Origin of the sequence: Ruminococcus turbiniformis, assembly GCF_020687545.1 — a bacterium.
Classification (GTDB): Bacteria; Bacillota; Clostridia; order Lachnospirales; family Lachnospiraceae; genus Mediterraneibacter; species Mediterraneibacter turbiniformis.
The window spans coordinates 52,695-73,796 of the sequence record NZ_JAJEQX010000018.1; the positions used below are offsets into that span (position 1 = coordinate 52,695).

General features: G+C 49.9%; 27 protein-coding genes and 1 tRNA gene. 6 read left to right on the forward strand and 22 right to left on the reverse strand.

What is annotated here, in order from left to right; all coding sequences use genetic code 11:
• Window positions 1–22: 22 nt before the first annotated feature.
• Both argH and LKD70_RS10790 read right to left on the reverse strand, forming a co-directional pair.
• The gene (gene argH / locus LKD70_RS10785) at window positions 23–1,399 is read right to left on the reverse strand and encodes an argininosuccinate lyase (protein WP_227708033.1); all 1,377 of its coding nucleotides are present in this window, start codon (window positions 1,397–1,399) and stop codon (window positions 23–25) included.
• A gap of 119 nt (window positions 1,400–1,518) precedes the next feature.
• Window positions 1,519–2,148 carry an epoxyqueuosine reductase QueH gene (locus LKD70_RS10790; RefSeq protein ID WP_227708034.1) on the reverse strand — a complete coding sequence of 210 codons (630 nt, stop codon included), beginning with the start codon at window positions 2,146–2,148 and terminating at the stop codon, window positions 1,519–1,521.
• Between the two features lie 146 nt (window positions 2,149–2,294).
• On the opposite strand from LKD70_RS10790, the gene LKD70_RS10795 reads away from it, so the two are divergent.
• Together LKD70_RS10795 and LKD70_RS10800 are read left to right on the forward strand one after the other, a co-directional pair.
• Window positions 2,295–3,071, forward strand: coding sequence for an ABC transporter ATP-binding protein (locus LKD70_RS10795; RefSeq protein ID WP_227708035.1), 777 nt, complete (start codon window positions 2,295–2,297; stop codon window positions 3,069–3,071).
• Window positions 3,055–3,852, forward strand: coding sequence for an ABC transporter permease (locus LKD70_RS10800; RefSeq protein ID WP_227708036.1), 798 nt, complete (start codon window positions 3,055–3,057; stop codon window positions 3,850–3,852). The genes LKD70_RS10795 and LKD70_RS10800 overlap by 17 nt, the downstream gene beginning before the upstream one ends.
• Window positions 3,853–4,260: 408 nt before the next feature.
• On the opposite strand, the gene LKD70_RS10805 is transcribed toward LKD70_RS10800, so the two are convergent.
• From LKD70_RS10805 to LKD70_RS10815, 3 genes are all read right to left on the reverse strand, one after another.
• Window positions 4,261–5,631: a sodium-dependent transporter gene (locus LKD70_RS10805; RefSeq protein WP_227708037.1), complete on the reverse strand. Its 1,371-nt coding sequence runs from the start codon at window positions 5,629–5,631 to the stop codon at window positions 4,261–4,263.
• Between the two features lie 154 nt (window positions 5,632–5,785).
• Complete coding sequence (locus LKD70_RS10810; protein WP_227708038.1) at window positions 5,786–6,910, reverse strand: DUF362 domain-containing protein; 1,125 nt, start codon at window positions 6,908–6,910, stop codon at window positions 5,786–5,788.
• Window positions 6,911–7,004: 94 nt separating this feature from the next.
• On the reverse strand, window positions 7,005–7,400 hold the full coding sequence (locus LKD70_RS10815) for a PaaI family thioesterase (RefSeq protein WP_227708039.1): 396 nt from the start codon (window positions 7,398–7,400) through the stop codon (window positions 7,005–7,007).
• Between the two features lie 212 nt (window positions 7,401–7,612).
• Between LKD70_RS10815 and LKD70_RS10820 the strand changes: the two genes are divergently transcribed.
• A tRNA-Thr gene (locus tag LKD70_RS10820) sits at window positions 7,613–7,685 on the forward strand.
• A gap of 98 nt (window positions 7,686–7,783) precedes the next feature.
• Here the strand turns inward: LKD70_RS10820 and LKD70_RS10825 are convergent.
• From LKD70_RS10825 to LKD70_RS10900, 16 genes are all read right to left on the reverse strand, one after another.
• Window positions 7,784–8,572, reverse strand: a complete 789-nt coding sequence (locus LKD70_RS10825) for a Fic family protein (RefSeq protein WP_227708040.1) — start codon at window positions 8,570–8,572, stop codon at window positions 7,784–7,786.
• Window positions 8,553–9,548 carry a mechanosensitive ion channel family protein gene (locus LKD70_RS10830; RefSeq protein WP_407690958.1) on the reverse strand — a complete coding sequence of 332 codons (996 nt, stop codon included), beginning with the start codon at window positions 9,546–9,548 and terminating at the stop codon, window positions 8,553–8,555. The genes LKD70_RS10825 and LKD70_RS10830 overlap by 20 nt, the downstream gene beginning before the upstream one ends.
• 42 nt (window positions 9,549–9,590) lie before the next feature.
• Window positions 9,591–10,463 carry a peptidoglycan editing factor PgeF gene (gene pgeF / locus LKD70_RS10835; protein ID WP_407690959.1) on the reverse strand — a complete coding sequence of 291 codons (873 nt, stop codon included), beginning with the start codon at window positions 10,461–10,463 and terminating at the stop codon, window positions 9,591–9,593.
• Window positions 10,464–10,469: 6 nt separating this feature from the next.
• The gene (locus LKD70_RS10840) at window positions 10,470–10,841 is read right to left on the reverse strand and encodes a YraN family protein (RefSeq protein ID WP_227708041.1); all 372 of its coding nucleotides are present in this window, start codon (window positions 10,839–10,841) and stop codon (window positions 10,470–10,472) included.
• Between the two features lie 101 nt (window positions 10,842–10,942).
• Window positions 10,943–11,704 carry a ribonuclease HII gene (locus LKD70_RS10845; RefSeq protein ID WP_227708042.1) on the reverse strand — a complete coding sequence of 254 codons (762 nt, stop codon included), beginning with the start codon at window positions 11,702–11,704 and terminating at the stop codon, window positions 10,943–10,945.
• A complete protein-coding gene (lepB, locus tag LKD70_RS10850) occupies window positions 11,697–12,233 on the reverse strand; it encodes a signal peptidase I (protein ID WP_227708043.1) in 537 nt (178 codons plus the stop codon). Before lepB (LKD70_RS10850) ends, LKD70_RS10845 begins: the two co-directional genes overlap by 8 nt.
• Window positions 12,230–13,108: a ribosome biogenesis GTPase YlqF gene (gene ylqF / locus LKD70_RS10855; RefSeq protein ID WP_227708044.1), complete on the reverse strand. Its 879-nt coding sequence runs from the start codon at window positions 13,106–13,108 to the stop codon at window positions 12,230–12,232. Before ylqF ends, lepB (LKD70_RS10850) begins: the two co-directional genes overlap by 4 nt.
• 11 nt (window positions 13,109–13,119) lie before the next feature.
• On the reverse strand, window positions 13,120–13,767 hold the full coding sequence (lepB, locus tag LKD70_RS10860; RefSeq protein WP_227708045.1) for a signal peptidase I: 648 nt from the start codon (window positions 13,765–13,767) through the stop codon (window positions 13,120–13,122).
• A 204-nt stretch (window positions 13,768–13,971) separates the two neighbouring features.
• Window positions 13,972–14,319: a 50S ribosomal protein L19 gene (rplS, locus tag LKD70_RS10865; protein ID WP_227708046.1), complete on the reverse strand. Its 348-nt coding sequence runs from the start codon at window positions 14,317–14,319 to the stop codon at window positions 13,972–13,974.
• Between the two features lie 148 nt (window positions 14,320–14,467).
• Window positions 14,468–15,343: a tRNA (guanosine(37)-N1)-methyltransferase TrmD gene (gene trmD, locus LKD70_RS10870; RefSeq protein ID WP_227708047.1), complete on the reverse strand. Its 876-nt coding sequence runs from the start codon at window positions 15,341–15,343 to the stop codon at window positions 14,468–14,470.
• 35 nt (window positions 15,344–15,378) lie between these two features.
• Window positions 15,379–15,882, reverse strand: a complete 504-nt coding sequence (rimM, locus tag LKD70_RS10875; RefSeq protein ID WP_227708048.1) for a ribosome maturation factor RimM — start codon at window positions 15,880–15,882, stop codon at window positions 15,379–15,381.
• Window positions 15,883–15,989: 107 nt separating this feature from the next.
• Window positions 15,990–16,217: a KH domain-containing protein gene (locus tag LKD70_RS10880; protein ID WP_227708049.1), complete on the reverse strand. Its 228-nt coding sequence runs from the start codon at window positions 16,215–16,217 to the stop codon at window positions 15,990–15,992.
• Window positions 16,218–16,243: 26 nt separating this feature from the next.
• A complete protein-coding gene (gene rpsP, locus LKD70_RS10885) occupies window positions 16,244–16,489 on the reverse strand; it encodes a 30S ribosomal protein S16 (RefSeq protein WP_087162972.1) in 246 nt (81 codons plus the stop codon).
• A gap of 64 nt (window positions 16,490–16,553) precedes the next feature.
• Window positions 16,554–17,915, reverse strand: coding sequence for a signal recognition particle protein (gene ffh, locus LKD70_RS10890; protein WP_227708050.1), 1,362 nt, complete (start codon window positions 17,913–17,915; stop codon window positions 16,554–16,556).
• 12 nt (window positions 17,916–17,927) lie between these two features.
• Window positions 17,928–18,278, reverse strand: coding sequence for a YlxM family DNA-binding protein (gene ylxM / locus LKD70_RS10895; protein ID WP_227708051.1), 351 nt, complete (start codon window positions 18,276–18,278; stop codon window positions 17,928–17,930).
• Window positions 18,279–18,353: 75 nt separating this feature from the next.
• Window positions 18,354–19,262 (reverse strand): S8 family peptidase, encoded by a 909-nt coding sequence (locus tag LKD70_RS10900; protein ID WP_227708052.1) that lies wholly within the window; start codon window positions 19,260–19,262, stop codon window positions 18,354–18,356.
• A 128-nt stretch (window positions 19,263–19,390) separates the two neighbouring features.
• Here LKD70_RS10900 and LKD70_RS10905 point away from each other — a divergent pair, with 128 nt between their 5' ends.
• Window positions 19,391–19,606, forward strand: a complete 216-nt coding sequence (locus tag LKD70_RS10905; RefSeq protein WP_227708053.1) for a chorion class high-cysteine HCB protein 13 — start codon at window positions 19,391–19,393, stop codon at window positions 19,604–19,606.
• An 81-nt stretch (window positions 19,607–19,687) separates the two neighbouring features.
• Here the strand turns inward: LKD70_RS10905 and LKD70_RS10910 are convergent, their stop codons facing one another.
• A complete protein-coding gene (locus LKD70_RS10910) occupies window positions 19,688–19,894 on the reverse strand; it encodes a hypothetical protein (protein ID WP_407690960.1) in 207 nt (68 codons plus the stop codon).
• A gap of 217 nt (window positions 19,895–20,111) precedes the next feature.
• Between LKD70_RS10910 and LKD70_RS10915 the strand changes: the two genes are divergently transcribed.
• Both LKD70_RS10915 and LKD70_RS10920 read left to right on the forward strand, forming a co-directional pair.
• Window positions 20,112–20,687, forward strand: a complete 576-nt coding sequence (locus tag LKD70_RS10915) for a hypothetical protein (RefSeq protein ID WP_227708054.1) — start codon at window positions 20,112–20,114, stop codon at window positions 20,685–20,687.
• Window positions 20,611–20,892 carry a hypothetical protein gene (locus LKD70_RS10920; protein ID WP_227708055.1) on the forward strand — a complete coding sequence of 94 codons (282 nt, stop codon included), beginning with the start codon at window positions 20,611–20,613 and terminating at the stop codon, window positions 20,890–20,892. The genes LKD70_RS10915 and LKD70_RS10920 overlap by 77 nt, the downstream gene beginning before the upstream one ends.
• The last annotated feature ends 210 nt before the right edge of the window (window positions 20,893–21,102 follow it).

The following is a 21,102-nucleotide window of genomic DNA, read 5'->3' on the forward strand; positions in this document are numbered from 1 at the left end:
CTCTTTATGAACAGGCTGCATGTTACTCTGCAAGATACGCTTCTTCCGCCCGGATCACCTTTTCCATCGCCTCCGGCCCCGGCGCTCCGACAGTGTTGCGCATCTCCACGCATGTCTTCATGCTGATCGCGTCGTAAATATCTTCCTCAAATACCGGAGAAATCGCCTTAAATTCCTCCAGGCTCATATCATCCAGCGCAATCTTCTTCTCAATGCAGTAGAGAACAAGACGCCCTACGATGCCGTGTGCATCCCGGAAGGGAACTCCGTGGTTCACCAGATAGTCCGCCGCGTCCGTTGCGTTTGTGAATCCGTGCTTTGCACTGTCCTCCATACGTTGCTCATTGAACTTCATCGTCCTTAACATTCCCGTAAAAAGTGCAAGGCATCCTTTCGTCGTGTCGATCGCGTCAAAGACAAACTCCTTGTCCTCCTGCATATCCTTGTTGTATGCAAGCGGGATTCCCTTCATCGAAGTGAGAAGAGACATCAGAGCCCCGTACACTCTTCCGGTCTTTCCGCGTACAAGCTCCGCGATGTCCGGATTCTTTTTCTGAGGCATGATGCTGCTGCCCGTACTGTACGCGTCGTCAATCTCCACAAACTGGTACTCGTTGGAATTCCAGATGATCACTTCCTCGGAAAACCGGCTTAAATGCATCATGATCGTGGACATGGCCGAGAGCAGCTCGATCAGATAGTCCCGGTCAGACACGGAATCCATGCTGTTGAGCGTGGGTCCGTCAAATCCGAGAAGCTCTGCCGTGTACTCCCTGTCCAGCGGATAAGTCGTGCCTGCAAGCGCTCCCGAGCCAAGCGGGCAGAGATTCATCCTTCTGTAAATGTCCTTCAGCCGGGAACGGTCTCTTTTGAACATCTCGAAATACGCTCCCATATGATGCGCCAGCGTAATCGGCTGGGCCTTCTGAAGGTGGGTAAATCCCGGCATATACGTCTCTTTGTTCTCTTTCATCAGCTTAAGCAGCACTTCCAGCATTTCCTTCAGAAGGCCGTCAAGCTCCGTAATCTCATCTCTTGTGTATAGCTTCATGTCAAGCGCCACCTGGTCGTTCCGGCTTCGCCCGGTGTGAAGCTTTTTACCCGCGTCCCCGATCCGGTCGATCAGATTCGCCTCCACGAAACTGTGGATATCTTCATATTCATCCGTGATCTCAAGCGCCCCGCTCTCCACATCCGCACGGATGCTCTCGAGACCCTTTATGATCTGCTCCTTCTCATCGTCTGTCAGAATCCCCTGCTTCGCAAGCATGGTCACATGTGCGATGCTCCCGCGGATATCCTGCCCATAAAATCTTTTATCAAAGGAGATAGAAGCATTGAAATTGTATACAAGCTTGTCCGTCTCTTTCGTGAAACGGCCGCCCCATAACTGTGCCATTTCCTTTACCTCTCTTCTCTGTTTATCCGAAAATGCAGACTGCGCTGCATTTTCCACTTAGTTTAACACAGTAAAGTGTTCTGTGTCTACTTAAAACTTGAATTTTCCGGCAGCCACCCTTAAACCGTACCTCTTTCCCGCATGGAAAACTCGCATCCGCAGTAGTCCTGTCTGTAAAGCCCGAACTCTTTCGAGAGTTCAATGGACCGCTTATAGCCGTTCTTTTTCTTAAAATCAGACATAAGATACTCCACGCCGTATTCCCTGCCGACTCTGACGCCGATCTCATTTAACTTCTGGGCATTCTTAAGGGGACTTATACTCAGCGTGGTCGTGAAATAGTCGAATCCGCCCGCCGCAGCCTGGCGTGCCGCCTCCGTAAGACGCAGCTCATAGCACTTCATGCATCTGGCTCCGCCCTCTTTTAACTCCTCCATGCCCCTTGCCATCTCATAAAATTTTTCTTTTTCGTATTTCCCCGCGAGGAAGGCAACCGGATATTTAAAATACATGTCACGAATCAGTTTCTGCTGCTCCAGTATCCGTTTCGTATATTCACTCTCGGGATAGATATTCGGGTTATAATAGAGCACAGTGATTCTGAAATACTGAGACAGATATTCGAGCACATAGCTGCTGCACGGCGCGCAGCAGCTGTGGATCAGAAGGGACGGAACCGTTCCCTCAGCCTCAAGTTTCTTCAGCAGTTTCTCCAGTTCCTTCTGGTAGTTTACCTTCTGTACGTTCATCAGTCCTTCTCCTGTCTGATATAATACTATCTGCTATTATACCGCTTTCCTCATGGGTGTACAACGCCAATTGCCATTTTCCCTCACGGAAACAGCGTTTTTTCATACACTAACTATAGATATAAGGTACAGACGGATGTGATGCCATGACTCCAATACTTGAATTAAATCATATTAATTATTCCTATCATACACCGGACGGGGAGACAAAGGCCCTGTCCAATATTTCTTTCTCCCTCTCCCAGGGGGAGTTCGCCGCCGTAGTCGGCCCTTCGGGATGCGGAAAATCCACTCTGCTCTCGCTCATCGACGGCCTGATGCAGCCGGAAAGCGGCACGATGACGCTAAACGGAGAACCGCTGACGGAAAACTCTTCCAGAATCGGCTATATGCTCCAGCACGACCATCTCTTTGAATGGCGGACCGTATACCGCAACGTACTGCTCGGCTCAGAGATCAACGGGCATATCACGCCTGAGATCCGCCTGAGGGCGGATGAGCTTCTCAGGCAGTACGGGCTGGAGCGTTTCCGCAATTCCCGGCCGTCCGAACTCTCCGGCGGTATGAGACAGCGGGCAGCGCTGATCCGGACTCTGATCCTCAATCCGGATCTTCTGCTTCTGGATGAACCCTTCTCCGCCCTTGACTACCAGACGCGCCTGACTGTAAGCGACGATATCGGCCAGATTATACGCCGCAGCGGGAAAACCGCGCTTCTCGTCACCCACGATCTCTCAGAAGCGGTCAGCCTGGCAGACCGGGTGATTGTCCTGACAAAGAGGCCCGCCTCCGTGGCGAAGATCATCCCCGTTGCGTTTTCCGCGGAATATGACACGCCTCTGCGCCGCAGAAGCGCTCCGGAATTTAAAAATTATTTCAATGAAATATGGAAGGAGCTGAATCGAGATGAACAAATCAACTGACGGCCAGGCGCTGTTTTTGAAAAAAATGCGGCAGCACCGCCTTGCAGTCCGGACCGCCCGCATCACCGTACTGATTCTCTTCCTGCTTCTCTGGGAGCTGTGCGCGAATGCCGGCGTGATTGACTCCTTTATCTTCAGCAGTCCGTCCAGAATCGCGCTCTGCTTTTGGGAGATGGTGACAGACCGTTCGATCTTTCTTCACATCGGTGTCACCCTTTACGAGACGATCGCCAGTTTTCTTCTCGTAACTTTCAGCAGCATCCTCATAGCAGTACTTCTCTGGTGCAGCCGGATTGTCTCAGAGATTCTGGAACCCTATCTCGTCGTTTTGAACAGCCTGCCGAAATCAGCTCTCGCGCCGCTTCTCATCGTGTGGCTCGGGGCGACTCCCGTCACGATCATCGTGGCCGGCATGTCTGTGGCCGTGTTCGGAAGCATTATGAATCTGTACACCAGTTTTATCACCGTTGACCGGGAGAAAATCAAACTCATATACACGCTCCACGGCAGCAGAAGGCATGCGCTCTTTAAAGTCGTCCTTCCCTCCTGCATACCGGTGATCATCAGCAGTATGAAAGTGAACATCGGCCTGTGTCTTGTGGGCGTTGTGATTGGAGAGTTTCTGGCAGCGAGAAGCGGGCTCGGATATCTGATCATCTATTCCAGTCAGGTGTTTAAGATGGATTGGCTTATTATGTCGATTGTGCTGCTGTGCATCATGGCGATGGGACTGTATGCGGTGATCGGAGCGGTGGAGAAATTGTATCAAAAACGATTTTGAAATTTGAAAAAGCATACCCTCCGACAGTTCTAAAGCTGAATTTGTCTGAGGGTATTTAAAAAATTCTTTTATCAGTTGAAGCATATACTCAACCGCCTGAAGCTGTGTTTTTGCTTCGTCTGCAGAGGCAATAAAGAAATCTATATCTTTATTGACATCATGCACTGATTCTTACCCCTCTTCTTTTACACTGCGATAGTAAGGCAGATTATCCACCCTTGCATACGATCCATATACAATGACACTGTCAGGAGTATTTCCAAGAAGTTTGTATACCTGACGCCTTCTACGTTTTTCGTCACTCTAATCAGCTTTTTCACAGGCTGCGCCCTATGCAAGAAAAGAAGAGCCCCCTCATTCGTGCAAGCACGATGAGGGAACTCTTCTTTTCTTGCGCATGGCTTAAGTCTAGCCTGCAAATTTGCTCCAGTATCCCTGGATGAAGAGGAAGATTACGATGAGCGGTACAATGAATGTCGCGTAGAATCTTACCCACTTCGGGAATTTTAATCCTTCTCCGGTGTTTGCTTCAGCGAGGAAGTTTTTCCAGCCCCAGCCGTAGCGTGTCGTACAGAAGAGTACATACACGAGACTTCCGAGCGGAAGCAGGTTATTGCTTACGATAAAATCTTCCAGATCAAGAATTGCCGTGCCTTCTCCCAGAGGTGCGAACCCGCTCAGCACATTGTAGCCGAGCACACACGGTATGGAGAGAATAATAATCGCCACAAGGTTGACTGCCACTGCCTTTTTTCTTGAGCATCCGGTCAGATCCATCGCGAACGCAATAATGTTCTCAAACACCGCAATAATCGTTGACGCTGATGCAAAGAACATACACAGGAAAAAGATTGCGCCCCAGAATCTTCCGCCTGCCATGGAATTGAAAATATTCGGCAGTGTAATAAAAATCAGGTTCGGACCGCTGTCCGGATTTACGCCGAAGGCAAAGCTTGCCGGGAAGATAATAAGTCCGGAGATCAGCGCCACGCTTGTGTCAAGTATAGTAATGCACACAACTTCCCCAGCCAGTCTTCTCTTCTTATCAATATAGCTTCCAAAAATCGCCATTGCTCCGATTCCGAGACTCAGCGTGAAGAACGACTGACCCATAGCGGCAGAAATCACTTCCATAATGCCCGCTTCTTTCATTTTCCCGAAATCCGGAAGCAGATAAAACTTAAGTCCTTCTCCTGCTCCCGGGAGCATGATCGAACGAACTGCAAGGACAATCAGAAGGATAAAGAGCAGAACCATCATGCCCTTTGTAATTCCTTCCACACCTTTCTGAAGTCCCATACTTACAATCGCAAAACAGAGCACAACGACCAGAATCATGAACACAGTCATAAGAACAGGCTGTCCCATCAGACTGCTGAACTCCCCTTCAATCCGCTCCGCATTCATTCCGGAAAAACTTCCCGATGCCATTTTGAACAGATAGATAAGCAGCCATCCCCCGATTGTCGTATAGAACATCATAAGGAGATAGTTTCCTGCGATCCCGAACCATTTGTACCAGTGCCATTTCGTTCCGGCCGGTTCCAGCCTGTCAAATGCACGCGCAATACCACATCCTGCGGCGCGGCCCACGGAGAACTCCATCACCATGATGGGGAATCCTAGAAGGACAAGACAGCACAGATAAATGATAACAAATGCCGCCCCTCCGTATTGTCCCGTGATGTACGGGAATCGCCATACGTTTCCAAGTCCGATCGCGCATCCCGCAGAGATCAGGATGAAGCCGAGCCTGGATCCGAACTTTTCTCTTTTCACTTTTTTATTTCCTCTCTTCCTTTTTTGTTTCTTTTTTCCTTTTTTACTTTCTATCCAGCATCTCGTGAATGTCTTTTCCGTTCACAGGCCCTCATTCGCTCCGGCGCGTTTTCCGGCACCGGCACGCATCCTCAGATGCTGTTATATCAGTATACTATTTCACCTCAATAAGCTCGTACTCCCTCGTTCCAAGCCCCAGCTCCACTGCATGGGAAAGACAGGTCTCCCACTCACTCTCAGGCGTTGTATTCACAAAGTGATCGTGGTGATCGCAGAAACCTTCCGCATGCATGTTGTCATCCAGCATACTTCCCTTTAACGGCTGCTGCGCGTTGCATGCATCCACACACGCCTGATCAAGCGCCACCGGATCAAAACTTGCGAACATTCCCACATCTGGAATGATCGGCACATCATTCTCTGCATGGCAGTCACAGTACGGAGAAACATCGATCACAAGATTAATGTGAAACGATGGTCTTCCGTCCAGTACAGCCTTTGTGTATTCCGCCATTTTGATGTTCAGCTCCTGTACGGCCGATGAGTTTTCGTTATATACCGCATCCTGGTTGCATGCTCCCAGACAGCGTCCGCAGCCCACACATTTGCTGTGGTCAATCACGGCTTTTTTCTCAGTGAACGAGATTGCTCCGTGCGCACAGTTCTTCGCACAGATCCGGCACCCGACACAGAGGTCCGGATCCACAGACGGCTTGCCGCTGTTGTGCTGTTCCATCTTCCCGGCACGGCTGCCGCAGCCCATTCCGATATTTTTAAAGCAGCCTCCGAATCCAGCCATCTCATGTCCCTTGAAATGGCTCAGGCTGATAAACACGTCCGCATCCATAACAGCCCGCCCGATCTTCGCCTCTTTTACGAGTGTGCCGCCCTTCACGGGAACGCTGACGTCATCCGTGCCTTTCAGCCCATCACCAATGATAATGTGGCATCCGGTAGACAGAATATTAAATCCGTTTTCGTACGCTGCACTCAAATGCTCCAGAGCGTCCTTTCTGCGTCCCACATAGAGTGTATTGCAGTCTGTGAGGAACGGACGTCCTCCGAATTCTTTCACAACATCCGCAACGGCCTTCGCATAGTTTGGCCGAAGGAAAGAAAGATTGCCCGGTTCACCGAAATGAATCTTGATTGCGGTCATCTTTTTCTCAAAATCAATCTCCCCGATTCCCGCTCTTTTTATCAGTTTTTTCAGCTTCTCGGGAAGATTTGTCCCCGGATGTACCCTCATATCCGTAAAATATACTTTTGCTTTCTCCATATCAATTTCCTGCTCCTTTAGAAAATTTTACATATCCGGCGTTTTCACTGCCGCAGCCACGCTTCCGTCTCTGCATCCGTATCAGCGCTTCTGCTCATTTCGCAACCCGAAACGCCGTAGCGGTAACAGCGGCCGTCAGATTACCCAGATCATCCTTCACATCAATGCGGTAATAGCTTGTCGTCCTGCCGTTCTTGACACAGACAGCCTCGGCGGTCAGCACTTCTCCCTTTGCCGGAGTCAGATAGGTAATCTCGGAATTCAGCGAGACGCTTCCCATCCCCTGCCAGTTGCTCGCCACTGCAAGGGCAAAGTCCGCAAGTGTAAAGTATACACCGCCCATAACCGCTCCCATGGCATTTTTATGCCGGTCTTCAATCTTTAAACTACATTTTGCATAATGGTCATCCACTTCCTCAATCACAGCCCCGTTGTCTGTGGCAAAACGGTCGTTCTGAAACAGTTTTTTCGTCTCTTCTGTCGGTTTCATGCTGTATTCCTCCTCTCTTTTTGCCAATCCTAATTAATCCCATAGGCGATATTATACTATCGGCTTATAAGAAAGTAAAGTCCGCTGTTTGCAATGATTCGGTACTTTTTCAGGAACGTTGCGTATCTTTTTTTTAAATAGTCAAAAAAACAGTTGAAATATTTAATAAAAAGCGATATAATAGTCAAGGTCGTCAATGGAAACGATCAGATGCCGGAATAGCTCAGTCGGTAGAGCACTTCACTCGTAATGAAGGGGTCGTCAGTTCAAGTCTGATTTCCGGCTTGTCAGAAAAAGAGGCGTAAATCCGCGGAAACAGCGGATTTACGCCTCTTTTTTTACAGCATAGGATTATCAAAAAGTCATACACTCATAAACTACTACTATTCCTGTATGTCACGCAGGCTGGGCCGATTTGTTTTCCTTGTCCATGTTTTTACTGTCTGTTCTTTCAGAAAGGCAATGAATCCATCAATTTTCCCTGTTTTATCAAAAATCGCCAGTGCCATATAATAATCCCTTTTGTCCTCGTCATAAATAATCGTCGGCGGATATCCATGAACCATCAGATAATAGTTCAAAAGAGTTCTGCCGACTCTGCCATTACCGTCTGCAAATGGATGAATCGATTCAAAGCTGAGATAAAAAAAAGCTGCCGCAGTCAGAATATCTTTTCCCTGATAAGAGTTCACCTCATTGCACAATTCTTCGATCTCTTCCGATACATCTTCCGAAGAGACCCCCACTTCATCTCCCACAACATAATCATGGAGTTTATAAGATCCCGGTCTTTCCCCTTTATCATACCTCGTCTGATCATAGCAGCCTTTCATAAGTCTTTTGTGTATTTCCTTGACCAGCCCTTCATCAAGCGGATGACGCTCAACAATTTTTTTCATAATAAACTGCATACTTTCTTTTTGATTCTGCAGTTCAAAAACCGTTCTCAGATCTCCTGTATAATTCTGTAATCTTCCATTTTCAAAAATTTCACGTGTATCATGATACGTTGTAGCCGGATTCTCAATCCTGTTTGAATTATAGGCAAAGAGGATTCTGAAATTGGATAATGCAATTTCAAGATCCTCCATATCTTCTATTTTTCTATTCTGCCACTCTTTCACAATACTTTCATAGCTCGGTTTTTTCTCATTAACGCATTGCTTCCTCATTCTTCCTCCCTTCTCCCTCTCCTTTCAAATGCACCGTAAGCTGGTTGTACGGAATTTCGATTCCCTCCTCATCAAAGGTCACCTTAATCTGCTCAAGCAGACGCCACCTCGTACTCCAGTAATCTTCCGTCGCCACCCACGCCCGCAGCCCGATCACCACAGCGCTTTCACCGAGAGAATCGACAAATACACGGACATCTTCATCCTGTTTGATCGTAGAATCCACTGCCAGCATTCCCTCGATAATTTCCTTCGCCTTTTTCAGATCAGAATCATAGGAAATGCCGATTTTAAGATCCAACTGTCTCTCAGGCCTCGCTGTAACATTTGTCAGGCTGTTTTCCGTCAGAATACTGTTCGGGACAACAACCCTCTGATTGTCCACTGTCGCAAGTTTCGTATAGAAAACCTGGATTTCCTTTACCGTTCCCTCGATCCCTTCCTGGGTCACAATGATATAGTCACCCACTTCAAAAGGCTTGAGAACAAGAATCAGGACACCTCCCGCAAAGTTTGAAAGGCTGCCCTGCACCGCCAGACCGATCGCGACACCGGCTGATGCAAGCAATGCCGCAACGGACGAAGACTCCACGCCGAAATTCATAGCAATCATAATGATCAGCAGTGCGTACAGGCCAAATTTGAGCACCGAATCAATAAACTGCACAGCACCTGCGTCCACAACTGCTCTCTCCAGCGAGCGGCGCACTATTTTTCTGAGCCACGTGATCACTTTTCCCCCAATAAAGAAAACGATCAGTGCAAGAACAACCTTTATTCCAAACGAGATAAGTGCCGGAATGCTGTCCTCCAGAAACTGCAGAAGCCGGTTCACGTCCTGAGCCGCATCCTGAGCCGCATCCGCTGTGGCGCTTGCCGCCGTATCAATCATGTCATTCACGGACTCATCCGCCGCATCCGGTACATTTGCCAGTACTGCTCCCGAAAACATCAGTGTTGCCGCTTTTATAATCATATTTTCTCTTCTCCTTTCGCAAGCTGCCTCCTGCTCTTCCTGTTACTTCAGTGCCAGGAAAGCGCACAGATTTCCACGCCTGTCTCCCGCTGTGCGGTGAGAATACAGAATCCTGCTGTTACAGTGCGTACACACATTCGTGACCGCCATGTGTTCCGTCCGGATTCCCGCTTCTGCAAAAACCAGCTCATTCGCTCTCCAGAGATCAAGCTGATACTTTCCGTTTTCTTTGCGGTAAAAAAGTTCCGGCCAGAATTTTTCATCAAAAGCCGCCCTGAACTTTTCAATCACATCCCCGCTCACCTCGTAGCAGTCCACGCACACAGACGGCCCTATCGCTGCCAGAATGTCCCCGGGATCGGAGCCGTACTGTTCCCGCATCACACGGACTGTCTCCTTTCCGATTTTCCCGACTGTCCCCCGCCATCCGGAGTGACTCAGCCCGATCGCCTTTTTCACCGGATCGACAAAATAAAGGGGCACGCAGTCCGCATAAGATGTCACAAGGCAGATCCCCGGAACGTTCGTCACCATTCCGTCCACATCTGTGTAATCGCGCTCCCGCACAATCCCTTTTCCCCGGTCCATTTCCGTCACAACGCGCACATTTGTCGTATGAGTCTGGCGGGAAAGCACCATATCCTCACAGCGCACGCCGATCGCTTCCCCGATCCTGCGGAAATTCTCCATGACTGCCTCCGGCCGGTCGCCCCGGTCGAAACTCAAATTAAGCGATGCAAAACACCCTTCGCTCACTCCGCCCAGCCGGGTGGAAAACCCGTGGCGCACAAGCCCGGTTTCCTTAAAAAGCGGATACTCCAGAAACGGAGTTTTCCCGCCTGCTTCATCAAATATATGGTTCCCGTTTTTGTATTTCAGTCCAAGACTCATCCTTTTTTCCTCTCTGCTGCTCACTGATGCTCATCCTGTGAACGCATCCTTAATATGTGTCACCGCTGTTCCCTCGATCCCGATCACATCAAACCTGCACGGAACTTCATGCAGACGGTGTTCCATCAGATAAAACATAGCGCACCGGTAAATCGTCCTCTGCTTTCTTACGTCCACCGCATCCAGGGGACTGCCCTTTCTCCGGTCAGAGCGGTATTTCACCTCGCAGAACACAATCGTATCCCCGTCTTTTGCCACAATGTCAATTTCACCGGCTCTGCACCGGTAATTGTAAACCAGTATCTCACAGCCGAGCTGCTCGAGATACCGCCCTGCCTCGCGCTCATAATCCGTGCCCGTCTGTCTTGTGTTTTTCTTTTTGCCGCCTCTTTTTCCCGTCATCTGCCGTAAACACCAGCCTGCTTCCGGAAGGACACCACATCTTCCCGCCTTATCCTGCATTTTCTGTGATTATATCATATGAACCCGCAGGGGTCTAATACTCATGCAAGAAAGTTTTTGATGAAACTCTGTCTGTGTATGGGCGTCGGCCCCAGTTTCCGTATTGCGTCGATATGCTCTTTTGACCCGTATCCCTTATGTCTGGCGAATCCGTACCCGGGCAGAATCTCATCATACTGCACCATAAGCCTGTCCCTCGTAACTTTTGCAAGAATGCTTGCAGCGGCAATGGACACACTCTTCGCATCGCCTTTGATAATCGGCACCTGAGGAATAATCATATCCGGAATGGTCACCGCATCGTTTAAAAGAAGATCCGGAACGGATGAAAGTTTTGAAACCGCCTCCCGCATCGCCTCGTAGGTTGCCTGAAGGATATTGATCTCGTCAATCCGCGCCGGACTCGCCATGCCGATTCCCGTGGCAATCGCCTTTTCCATAATCTCGTCGTAAAGCTCCTCCCGCTTCGCCGCAGTCAGCTTTTTCGAATCATTCAAATATAATATCTCACAGTCTTTCGGGAGTATCACCGCCCCGGCCACAACCGGACCCGCGAGCGGTCCCCTGCCCGCCTCATCGATCCCGCAGATCAGTTCGTATTCCCCGTATTTATTTTCATAAATCCGCATAAGAGCAAGGCGCTCCCGTTCTTTCTGAAGCGCCTCTTCTTTCTTCCTGTATGAACGGATCAGGTTTTTCACCCCCGCGCGCGCGTCATCGGCATAGATTTCATACAGTCCTGCCCACTCCGACGGTTCTGCTGCGGCAAACTCTTCCCTGATCTGTGCAATGCTTTTATTCATGTTTAATCACTCCAAACTCACTGAACGGCCATATTCTGACCCAGGCCCTTCCCAGCAGCTCATCCCTGTGAATCACACCCACATTGGCAGCACGGCTGTCCTGACTGTTGTTCCGGTTGTCTCCCAGGACAAAATATTCGTCGTCTCCCAATGTAATCGGATCGCGGGCAAGCCCGGGGTCTTCCATCACCTCATTGCCGTAATGCTCGTTCAGGGGAGTACCGTTTATGTAAACCATTCCGTTTACAATCTGTACCGTCTCTCCCGGAAGCCCTATAATCCTTTTAATATAGTAGGTATTTTCCTCATACCGGTAAGGAAACACAACAATGTCATACCGGCTCGGCTCCCGGAATCTGTAGGATATTTTGTCAACAATCAGCTGGTCTCCGTCTGAGAGTGTTGTCTCCATGGAAGAGCCGCTCACCTCTGTCCTCTGTCCGACATAAGTCACGACAAGATAGGACGCCGCAACAACAGCTGCAATAAATACAAGCCAGCTCAAAAGCTCCTTTACAATGCTTTTCATTCCTCTTCCCCTTCTCTTCCCGCCTGCGCCTCGATCGGGGGCCGTTCAAGCGTAATTCTTCCCAGTCTTCCTCCCCGGAACTCATCGAGCAGAATTGCCGCGGCCTTTTCAGAATCCAGCTCATTTCCCCGCACCAGGCAGTGTCTGTTCTGCGCAATGTTTCTGAGACACTCGTACGGATCTTCTGTGTGTGAAATCTCATACTGTTTCTCAAGCACTCCCGGATAATCACGGTCCAGCACTTTTATAAGCTCCGCCGCGAGCTCCTCCGTCTGGAGTATTTCGTCTTTGATGGAACCGATAAAGGCAAGCTTCAGTCCGACAGACTGGTCTTCAAACTTAGGCCAGAGAATTCCCGGCGTGTCCAGAAGCTCCACGTTTTTGTTCAGTCTGATCCACTGTTTTCCCTTCGTCACACCCGGTTTGTTTCCGGTCTTTGCGCATGCTTTTCCTGCCAGGGAATTGATAAACGTAGACTTTCCCACATTTGGAATCCCTACGACCATAGCGCGCACCGGGCGGTTCAGAATTCCCCTTTTCCGGTCTCTTTCCGTCTTTTCACGGCACGCCTCCTGAATCACCGGCTGAACCGACTTGATCCCGCCGCCTTTTCTTGAATTGACTTTGACCGCGAAATATCCTTTCTTCCGAAAATACTCGATCCATCTGTCATTGAGCGCATCCTCCGCCAGATCCGCCTTGTTCAGCAGAATCAGTCTCGCCTTGTTTTTGCCAAGCTCGTCAATATCCGGATTTCTGCTGGCAAGCGGTACTCTTGCATCCACAAGTTCAATAATCAGATCGATCAGCTTTATATTTTCCTGCATCATCCTCCGGGCTTTTGTCATATGTCCCGGATACCACTGAAAATGCATCGTTGTCCTCCTTATACCAGTCCCCGGTTCTCCCCCGGGCTTACAATAAACCATACTTCTCCGAAAATATCGTCAAGACTGATATTTCCGATACTCGGGAGCCTGCTGTCGTCGCTGGACGCATGGTTGTCCCCCATTACAAAATATTCATCCTCCCCGAGTTCCACCGGTTCTTCTGCCAGCCCGGCGTAATCGATATTCGACAAATATGTCTCCCCGGTAAGCTCTTCTCCGTCAATAAGAATCTTTCCATCCGCAATCTGAACCGTCTCCCCGGGCAACCCTACAATCCGCTTCACAGAATAGTGCTCTCCTTCGTTCTGCCGGAATGCGACAATATCCCCTCTCGCCGGCTTTTTCACATTGTAGATAAAATGGTTGACAAGAACGACATCTCCGTTCTCCAGCGCCGGGTTCATGGAATCTCCTGCCACGCTTACCCGCTGCCCGAATGCAGCCACAAGGAGCACAGCCGTCATGCACACGATCAGAATCTCAACAGCCCACAGGCCAATACTCTTCAAACTTCCCGGCCTTCTGCGCGGCCGCTCCTGCTCAAAATGCAGTTTTTGTCCCTTCTTTTCAAACCGGAGTCCCCCGCGGGACGATCTCCACGGCCGCCTGCCTGTGCTTTTCACTGTGTTTTTTGTCGTTCTCACACCTTTTTTCCTGCGTTTTTTACGGAAATTCAAATCCTGCATAATTCCTCCAGATCAGGTGGTATAAACAATCGCCGGAAGTGCCAGGGACACATTCCGGAATTATAAGCGGTCGCCAGGGTCTCGGTGAAACCCGGACTCACGAGCGCCGCCAGTACAAAAAAGGGACAATATACAGATCTGTAATTGTCCCTCTCATTGTTGCTATTTTACTAATTCTTTTACCTTTGCAGCTTTTCCGACACGTTTTCTTAAGTAGTTCAGTTTTGCACGTCTCACTTTACCTCTGCGCACAACCTCTACCTTTTCAACATGCGGAGAGTGTACCGGCCATGTCTTCTCAACGCCGATTCCGTTGGATGTCTTTCTTACTGTGAAAGTCTCTCTTGCGCCGCCGCCCTGTCTTTTCAGGACTGTTCCTTCAAACACCTGGATTCTTTCACGGTTACCCTCTTTGATCTTTGCGTGAACTCTTACCGTATCTCCAACGTTGAATACCGGTGCGTTCTCTTTTAACTGCTCTGCTTCGATCTTCTTGATGATCTCGTTCATTTTGTGTGACCTCCTTAATATTTGACGTTCTTAACACCATTCTGTGCCAGAGGACCATCGCTCTTCTTTTCACAACTGTTGTAGTTTACCATATTTCTACAGGTTTTTCAAGCCCTGTTTTTCATTATTTCATCTGCACTGATTTTCATCATTTCATCTGTGTCGTCTCTTCCAGCCACTTCCGCTCTTTCCCGGTCAGCTCCGCTTTCTCAAGCAGATCCGGCCTTCTCTCGTAAGTCCTCAAAATCGACTGCTCTCTGCGCCACTTCTCGATATTGGCGTGATGTCCGGACAGAAGCACCGGCGGAACTTTCTTTCCATGCCACTCTTCCGGCCGGGAGTACTGCGGGTATTCCAGAAGATTGTCCTGGAACGATTCAAACTCTGCGGACACATCGTTGTGAAGCACGCCGGGAACAAGCCGGGATATGGCGTCCACCATCACCATGGCAGGCAGTTCTCCTCCGGTAAGCACATAATCTCCGATAGATACATAGTCCGTCACGATCTCTTCCAGAACACGCTCGTCGATTCCTTCATAATGCCCGCACAGAAGAATCAGATCCTCCTCCTGAGCAAGCTCTTCCGCCATCTTCTGGTCAAACACACTGCCCTGTGGAGAAAGGTACACAACCCGTGGTTTTTTCCCGCTTTTTTCCTCCTTCGCCGCATCAGCCATTTCCTCCGATAAAGCAGCCGCTTCACCTGCCGCATCAGCCATTTCCTCCGATAAAGCAGCCGCTTCGCCTGCCGCATCAGACGTTTCCTCTGCCGCAGCCGTCCTCTGCCGGATCTTCTCCGCCACAGATTCATATGCCAGATATACCGGCTCCGCCTGCATGAGCATCCCGGCTCCGCCTCCGTACGGATAGTCATCTACACTCTGATGCTTGTTAAACGCGAAATCCCGGATATTCACCGCCTCGATCGAGAGAAGCCCCGCGCTGACCGCGCGCCCGATTATGCTCGTGTTCAGCCCGTTTGATACCATTTCCGGAAATAAAGTCAGTATATGAAAATTCATTGCCGTCCGCCTTCCTCCCCGAAGCTTCTGGGGTTTTAAATCAATCCTTCCAGAAGATGAACCTTCATCCGGTTCTCTTCTGCATTCACTTCGAGAATACACTGCCGGATCGCCGGGATCAGCACCTCACCGTGCTCGTCCGAGTCCACAATGTACACCTCGTTGGCCCCCGTTTCCATCACATCCCTGAGAGTCCCGAAATGCCCCTCCTCTGTGAAAACGTCCATGCCGATCAGATCTGCGATGTAGTATTCGTCCTTCTCCAGCCGGACCGCATTTTCGCGGGGTACAAAAAGGCTCTTTCCCTTATACTTTTCCACATCGTTTATATTGTCAATCCCCTTAAACTTTATGATCACGAACTGCTTGAAAAAGCGCACGGACTGGATCTCCATTTCCATTCGCTCGCGTCCCGTATCAAGGAGAACTTTTTTCAGTTTTTTAAAGCGGGACGCATCGTCAGTTGTGGGAAACACTTTGACCTCGCCCCTGATTCCGTGTGTGGAGGAGATTACCCCCACCTGAAAGAACTGTTCCATACTTTTTTCCTCTCTGTCTCACAGAACAGAAAAGGGGCAGGACCTTCCCCTGGAAGGCCGCCCCTTTCCCTCAGAGAATGCCGCAGCATTCCGTTTCATACAAATGCTCAGACAATATCTACGACAACGCGTTTGTCTTCCTTCGCCGCTGCCGCTTTTACAACGGAACGGATTGCTTTCGCAATACGGCCCTGTTTGCCGATTACCTTGCCCATATCACCGTCCGCCACATGGAGTTCAAGCACCGTGGTGCGGCCTTCCTTTTTCTCGTTTACGGAGACCTCCTCAGGATGGTCAACCAGCGCTTTTGCAATCACTTCAACTAACTCTTTCATTTTGCGCGCACCTCCGTGAAGACGTCTTATTTTTCGATACCTGCTGCCTTGAAGATCTTTCCTACAACTTCTGTAGGCTGTGCACCGTTGTTGAGCCATCTCTTAGCGGCTTCCTCGTCTACCTTGAACACGCTCGGGTCCTGATTCGGATCGTATGTTCCGATCTCCTCGATGAATCTTCCGTCTCTCGGGGACCTGGAGTCAGCTACTACGATTCTATAAAAAGGAGCCTTCTTCTGTCCCATTCTTCTTAATCTGATTTTTACTGCCATTTCTTTCACCTCTGTTTTATTTTTCTTTTTGTTGTTTCTTCTCTTTATCAGAGATTATCTATGGTCAAAAGGGAAGTTTGAACCTGCCCTTCTTGCCACCTTTTCCACCCATCAGTCCCGGAAGGCGCTTCATCATCTTCCTCGACTCATTGAACTGTTTTACCATACGGTTGACTTCTGAGATATCCACACCCGCGCCCTTTGCGATGCGGTGTTTTCTCGACGGATTCAAAAGATCCGGGTTGCGTCTCTCCTCCGGAGTCATGGAATGGATCATCGCCTCCATTCGGGCCATTCTCTTTGTGTTTTCCTCGGAATCCAGATCCGGCATCTTTGCCTTGCCGCCCATTCCTCCAAGTCCCGGCATCATGCTCATGATACTTGAAAGACCGCCCATCTTCTTCATCTGCTCCATGCTCTCGAGATAGTCATCGAAGTCAAACTGGGCTTTCTTCATCTTATCGGCCATCTCTCTGGCCTTTCCTTCATCCAGTTCTTCCCCTGCCTTTTCAATCAGGGTAAGAACATCGCCCATGCCGAGAATACGGGAAGCCATTCTGTCGGGATAGAACTGTTCCAGATCCGAAAGCTTCTCTCCCATACCGACGTAGAGAATCGGCCGTCCGGTTACCGCTTTGATCGACAGCGCGGCACCGCCTCTCGTATCACCGTCCAGCTTGGTGACGATGACACCGTCGATCCCGATCTTTTCATTGAAGGTTCCGGCTACATTCACCGCATCCTGTCCAGTCATAGCGTCCACCACGAGGATCGTCTGGTGAACCTCTACCGTCTCCTTGATCTCCTGAAGCTCGGACATCATATCCTCGTCGATATGAAGCCGTCCTGCCGTATCAAGGATCACAATGTTGTTTCCGTTTTTCGCCGCATGCTGCACGGCAGCCTTCGCAATGTCCGCGGGCCTGTTCTTTTCTCCCATGGAGAACACTTCCACGCCCTGCTTTTCTCCGTTTATCTGGAGCTGTTTGATTGCGGCCGGCCGGTATACATCGCACGCCACAAGCAGCGGTTTCTTTCCTTTTAACTTGAATTTCCCCGCCAGCTTTGCAGTGGTGGTCGTCTTACCCGCGCCCTGAAGTCCCGCCATCATAATCACTGTCATGGCGCTTCCTGGCTGCAGCTTGATCTCCGTCGTCTCAGATCCCATCAGCCGGACGAGTTCCTCGTTGACGATTTTGATCACCATCTGTCCCGGATTGAGACCGTTCATGACATCCTGGCCGATCGCCCTCTCCTGCACATCTTTAATGAAACTTTTCACGACCTTGAAGTTGACATCGGCCTCGAGAAGCGCCATGCGCACTTCCTTCAGAGCCGCCTTTACGTCGTCCTCCGTAAGCCGTCCCTTGCTTCGCAGGTTTTTAAACACATTCTGAAGTTTTTCTGTTAAGCTGTCAAATGCCATTGATAAACTCCTCTACAGTTCTTCTATAATGGCGTCCGATATCCTGCGGATCCGGCTGATGATCTCGTCCGGGTTTCTTCCGTCCTGCTCCCACTCGTCCAGTATTCCGTCAATCTGTCCCACTTTCTCCTTTACCGAGAGAAACTTTTCCACCAGGTGGAGCTTCGTCTCATAGCCCTCCAGCGCCTTCTGGCAGCGGCGGACCAGATCATGAACTCCCTGTCGGCTGATTCCCGCATCCTCAGCGATCTCACTGAGCGAAAGGTCTTCGAGAACAAACTGTTCGTAAATCTCTTTCTGGTGCGAAGTGAGCAGTTCCCCGTAAAAATCATACAGCAATGCCTGCTCTAAAATCTTATCCATTGTTCAGTCACCTTTGCTATCATACACGAAAGGCGAAAGGGTGTCAAGTATTTTTTCTTTACACCCTTTCCCTTTTTACGCTTTCAGAAGCCGCTCCACATTCAGAAGCCCCCATCCCGCCTCCGTTCCGGGGCATTTCACACTGGATTCCCTGAGCCGCAGTTTCACCTCCACATTCGTCATATCCGGGAATTTGGAAAGGAGGCATGCCACCGCTCCCGCAGCTACCGGCGTCGCCATGGAAGTTCCTGTTTTCATCGTGTACGGTGCCTCACCGGAGCGTCCGTACCGCGCATTGCAGCTCATTATTCCCGTTCCCGGCGCAAAGATATCAGGTTTGATCACACACTCCCCTGTAGGTCCTCTGCCGGAGTAGTTGATCCGTCTTTTTCTCTTTGACACCGACGGGATCTCCGTATCCGGCACCCCCACTGTAATCACCTTTCTGCTGCTTCCCGGCACCGCAACCGTTCCGCGGCCCGGCCCGTAGTTTCCCGCCGACACGACAACTACAATGCCCTGATCCCAGAGCTCCTCCACTGCCTCCAGAAAGATCTTCTTCTGATCCTCAGCAAGCTCCGGCTGTGTACCCACCGAAATATTGACAATCCGGACATGCAGCCGGTTCTTTTCCGAAAGAACCCAGTCAATTCCTTCCAGCACATTGTCCACATTACCGTTTCCCTCATGGTCCAGCACCTTCCCCACAAGCAGCCTGGCCCGGGGCGCCATTCCCGCGTAGGCCCCCGCAGACAGTTTTCCGTTTCCAGCCAGGATTCCAGCCACATGTGTACCGTGTCCGCTGTCGTCATGGCACCGCTGCACTCCTCCTGTAAAATCCTTAAACCCGGCAATCCTTCCCTCAAGATCCGGATGAACAGAGACCCCTGTATCCAGAATTGCAGCGCAGACGCCCTCCCCCATATATCTTCTTGCCCTTATATCTTCACACCAATAACCTACCGACTGTTTTACCAGTTTCATATCACAGTTCTGCAATTATCCTTTTTTATCAGAATATTCTCTGAAACACGTTTTCGTCCCTGGAGCACACTTTTTCCTCCCCTGCATACTATAGAACTGTAAACAACAAATCAACTGGAGGATTTAACATGAGTGATTTAACTGCTACGAACTGTGGATGTGGATGCGACAACGGAAACGGAATGTCTTCCTGCCTGTGGATCATTCTCCTGCTCTGCTGCTGCGGCGGCGGATGCGGCAATGGAAGCGGATTCGGAAACGGCTTTGGAAACGACAGCTGCCTGTGGATCATCCTTCTGCTCTGCTGCTGCGGCGGTTTCGGAAACAACGGCTGCGGATGCTGATTTCTGACATTGCGCTCTTTGTTCTGAACAAAGGAGGATGTGCGGTTTTCCCGCACATCCTCCTTTTTGTGAAGGCGATACTCAGAAGTCTACGTTCTTCGTAGAGCAGGTTCCGTGCCTTTCTCCATCTGCCCGGTTCTTCTCCGCGCCTCCATCCTCCGGACGTTTTTCCCTGCCTTTTTTATCGATGCGGTTCCTGAGCATACATTCTTCATCCACCTCATACACCGCATTTCCGTCAATAATCAATCTGCGTGACATACCTGTCCCTTCCTTTCTCTTTTCCATAATAAGGATTCCCTATTATTTTATGAACTTATTCATCTGTCTGCCAAAAATAAAGGGATTCTCTGTGTTCATAATTTTCCCATGCAGATCATATAATCAGATGAGGACGGTTCCCGCCCCGCCGGCGCGCTTTTTCATTTTCCAGAAGCTTGAAGCAGGGAATGCAGCCGCCCGTTTTGAGGCCTCCGTCACAAAACAGTATGCAGGAGTAAATGGTATGGACAGAGAACATCCGGAACCTATGACACCGTTTGACGAACTCGTCACCACGCCCGGGCTCCAGATGGTCAAGCTGCTTCTCCCCTTTCTCCCCGCCTCCGGCCGCCGGGTCATGGCTGCATATATCAAATTCACCGAGCTGAAAACAGCGGTTTCTCTGTTCCACTCCGGTCACGGAGCCGTCAGCGCCCAGATGTTCGAGGATGAGCAATATTCCTCTCCTGCCGACATCCTGAACAGGCTGCGGCCCTATCTGAATCCCGGCCAGCAGTCGATACTGGATATGCTGATCACAGTGCGGGAAATGATGCCTCTCATGGAAATGCTGCAGAATACCGGAAAAACCGGCCGGAGCGAAGACAGCAGCGGCGCATTCCCGGCAGACCTCTCAGGCATCCTTGCGGGAATGCTTACCCCGGAACAGCAGGATCTGTTCCGTATGTACAGCGATCTGTTTTCTCAGTCCGGCGGAAATGTTCCGAAAGGAGATGATTCTGATGAACGAATGGATGAACAATCCGGCAATGAAGAATATCGATCCGGAGAAACTGGAGCTGATCCGGATAGCGTCTGAACGAACATCCGGCAAGTCCGGAAAAGATCTTGTCCCTGTTATGCTGGCGCTGATCACCGGGGCAAACCGGCAGGGAATCCGCTTTTCTCCTGACGAAGTTACCCTGATTATGGAAATTTTAAAAGAAGGCAAAAGCAAGGAAGAACAGGAACAGATTGATCGGACGCTGAAGATGACCAGCTCGATTCTGAAAAAGCACACATAACGGGGCTATCGGGAAATAGATAGTCTTAAACAGGAGCAGGTGTGACTCGCACGAGTCACACCTGCTCCTAAATTTATCCCCTAAAAAAAGAGCAAGATGACTAACGACAACCATCTTGCTCTCCGTTCCATGTTATAATGGAACTATGCTAAAACAAGATTATTATAACGACTTTTTTGAAATTGGGCAACAAAAAATTAACTTCAGTTT

Excerpts from the sequence above, each read along its gene's own strand:
- LKD70_RS10815 (WP_227708039.1), bottom strand. The coding sequence starts at position 7,400 with ATGAAACCGACAGAAGAGACGAAAAAACTGTTTCAGAACGACCGTTTT.
- LKD70_RS10880 (WP_227708049.1), bottom strand. The coding sequence starts at position 16,217 with ATGAAAGAGTTAGTTGAAGTGATTGCAAAAGCGCTGGTTGACCATCCT.
- trmD (WP_227708047.1), bottom strand. The coding sequence starts at position 15,343 with ATGAATTTTCATATACTGACTTTATTTCCGGAAATGGTATCAAACGGG.
- lepB (WP_227708043.1), bottom strand. The coding sequence starts at position 12,233 with ATGAAAAGCATTGTAAAGGAGCTTTTGAGCTGGCTTGTATTTATTGCA.
- rimM (WP_227708048.1), bottom strand. The coding sequence starts at position 15,882 with ATGGAACAGTTCTTTCAGGTGGGGGTAATCTCCTCCACACACGGAATC.
- LKD70_RS10790 (WP_227708034.1), bottom strand. The coding sequence starts at position 2,148 with ATGAACGTACAGAAGGTAAACTACCAGAAGGAACTGGAGAAACTGCTG.
- LKD70_RS10900 (WP_227708052.1), bottom strand. The coding sequence starts at position 19,262 with ATGAAACTGGTAAAACAGTCGGTAGGTTATTGGTGTGAAGATATAAGG.
- LKD70_RS10800 (WP_227708036.1), top strand. The coding sequence starts at position 3,055 with ATGAACAAATCAACTGACGGCCAGGCGCTGTTTTTGAAAAAAATGCGG.
- ffh (WP_227708050.1), bottom strand. The coding sequence starts at position 17,915 with ATGGCATTTGACAGCTTAACAGAAAAACTTCAGAATGTGTTTAAAAAC.
- rpsP (WP_087162972.1), bottom strand. The coding sequence starts at position 16,489 with ATGGCAGTAAAAATCAGATTAAGAAGAATGGGACAGAAGAAGGCTCCT.
- LKD70_RS10845 (WP_227708042.1), bottom strand. The coding sequence starts at position 11,704 with ATGAATAAAAGCATTGCACAGATCAGGGAAGAGTTTGCCGCAGCAGAA.
- LKD70_RS10905 (WP_227708053.1), top strand. The coding sequence starts at position 19,391 with ATGAGTGATTTAACTGCTACGAACTGTGGATGTGGATGCGACAACGGA.
- ylqF (WP_227708044.1), bottom strand. The coding sequence starts at position 13,108 with ATGCATTTTCAGTGGTATCCGGGACATATGACAAAAGCCCGGAGGATG.
- LKD70_RS10840 (WP_227708041.1), bottom strand. The coding sequence starts at position 10,841 with ATGACGGGAAAAAGAGGCGGCAAAAAGAAAAACACAAGACAGACGGGC.
- LKD70_RS10795 (WP_227708035.1), top strand. The coding sequence starts at position 2,295 with ATGACTCCAATACTTGAATTAAATCATATTAATTATTCCTATCATACA.
- ylxM (WP_227708051.1), bottom strand. The coding sequence starts at position 18,278 with ATGGATAAGATTTTAGAGCAGGCATTGCTGTATGATTTTTACGGGGAA.
- LKD70_RS10810 (WP_227708038.1), bottom strand. The coding sequence starts at position 6,910 with ATGGAGAAAGCAAAAGTATATTTTACGGATATGAGGGTACATCCGGGG.
- LKD70_RS10910 (WP_407690960.1), bottom strand. The coding sequence starts at position 19,894 with ATGGAAAAGAGAAAGGAAGGGACAGGTATGTCACGCAGATTGATTATT.
- LKD70_RS10830 (WP_407690958.1), bottom strand. The coding sequence starts at position 9,548 with ATGATTATAAAAGCGGCAACACTGATGTTTTCGGGAGCAGTACTGGCA.
- LKD70_RS10825 (WP_227708040.1), bottom strand. The coding sequence starts at position 8,572 with ATGAGGAAGCAATGCGTTAATGAGAAAAAACCGAGCTATGAAAGTATT.
- rplS (WP_227708046.1), bottom strand. The coding sequence starts at position 14,319 with ATGAACGAGATCATCAAGAAGATCGAAGCAGAGCAGTTAAAAGAGAAC.
- LKD70_RS10920 (WP_227708055.1), top strand. The coding sequence starts at position 20,611 with ATGAACGAATGGATGAACAATCCGGCAATGAAGAATATCGATCCGGAG.
- LKD70_RS10915 (WP_227708054.1), top strand. The coding sequence starts at position 20,112 with ATGGACAGAGAACATCCGGAACCTATGACACCGTTTGACGAACTCGTC.
- argH (WP_227708033.1), bottom strand. The coding sequence starts at position 1,399 with ATGGCACAGTTATGGGGCGGCCGTTTCACGAAAGAGACGGACAAGCTT.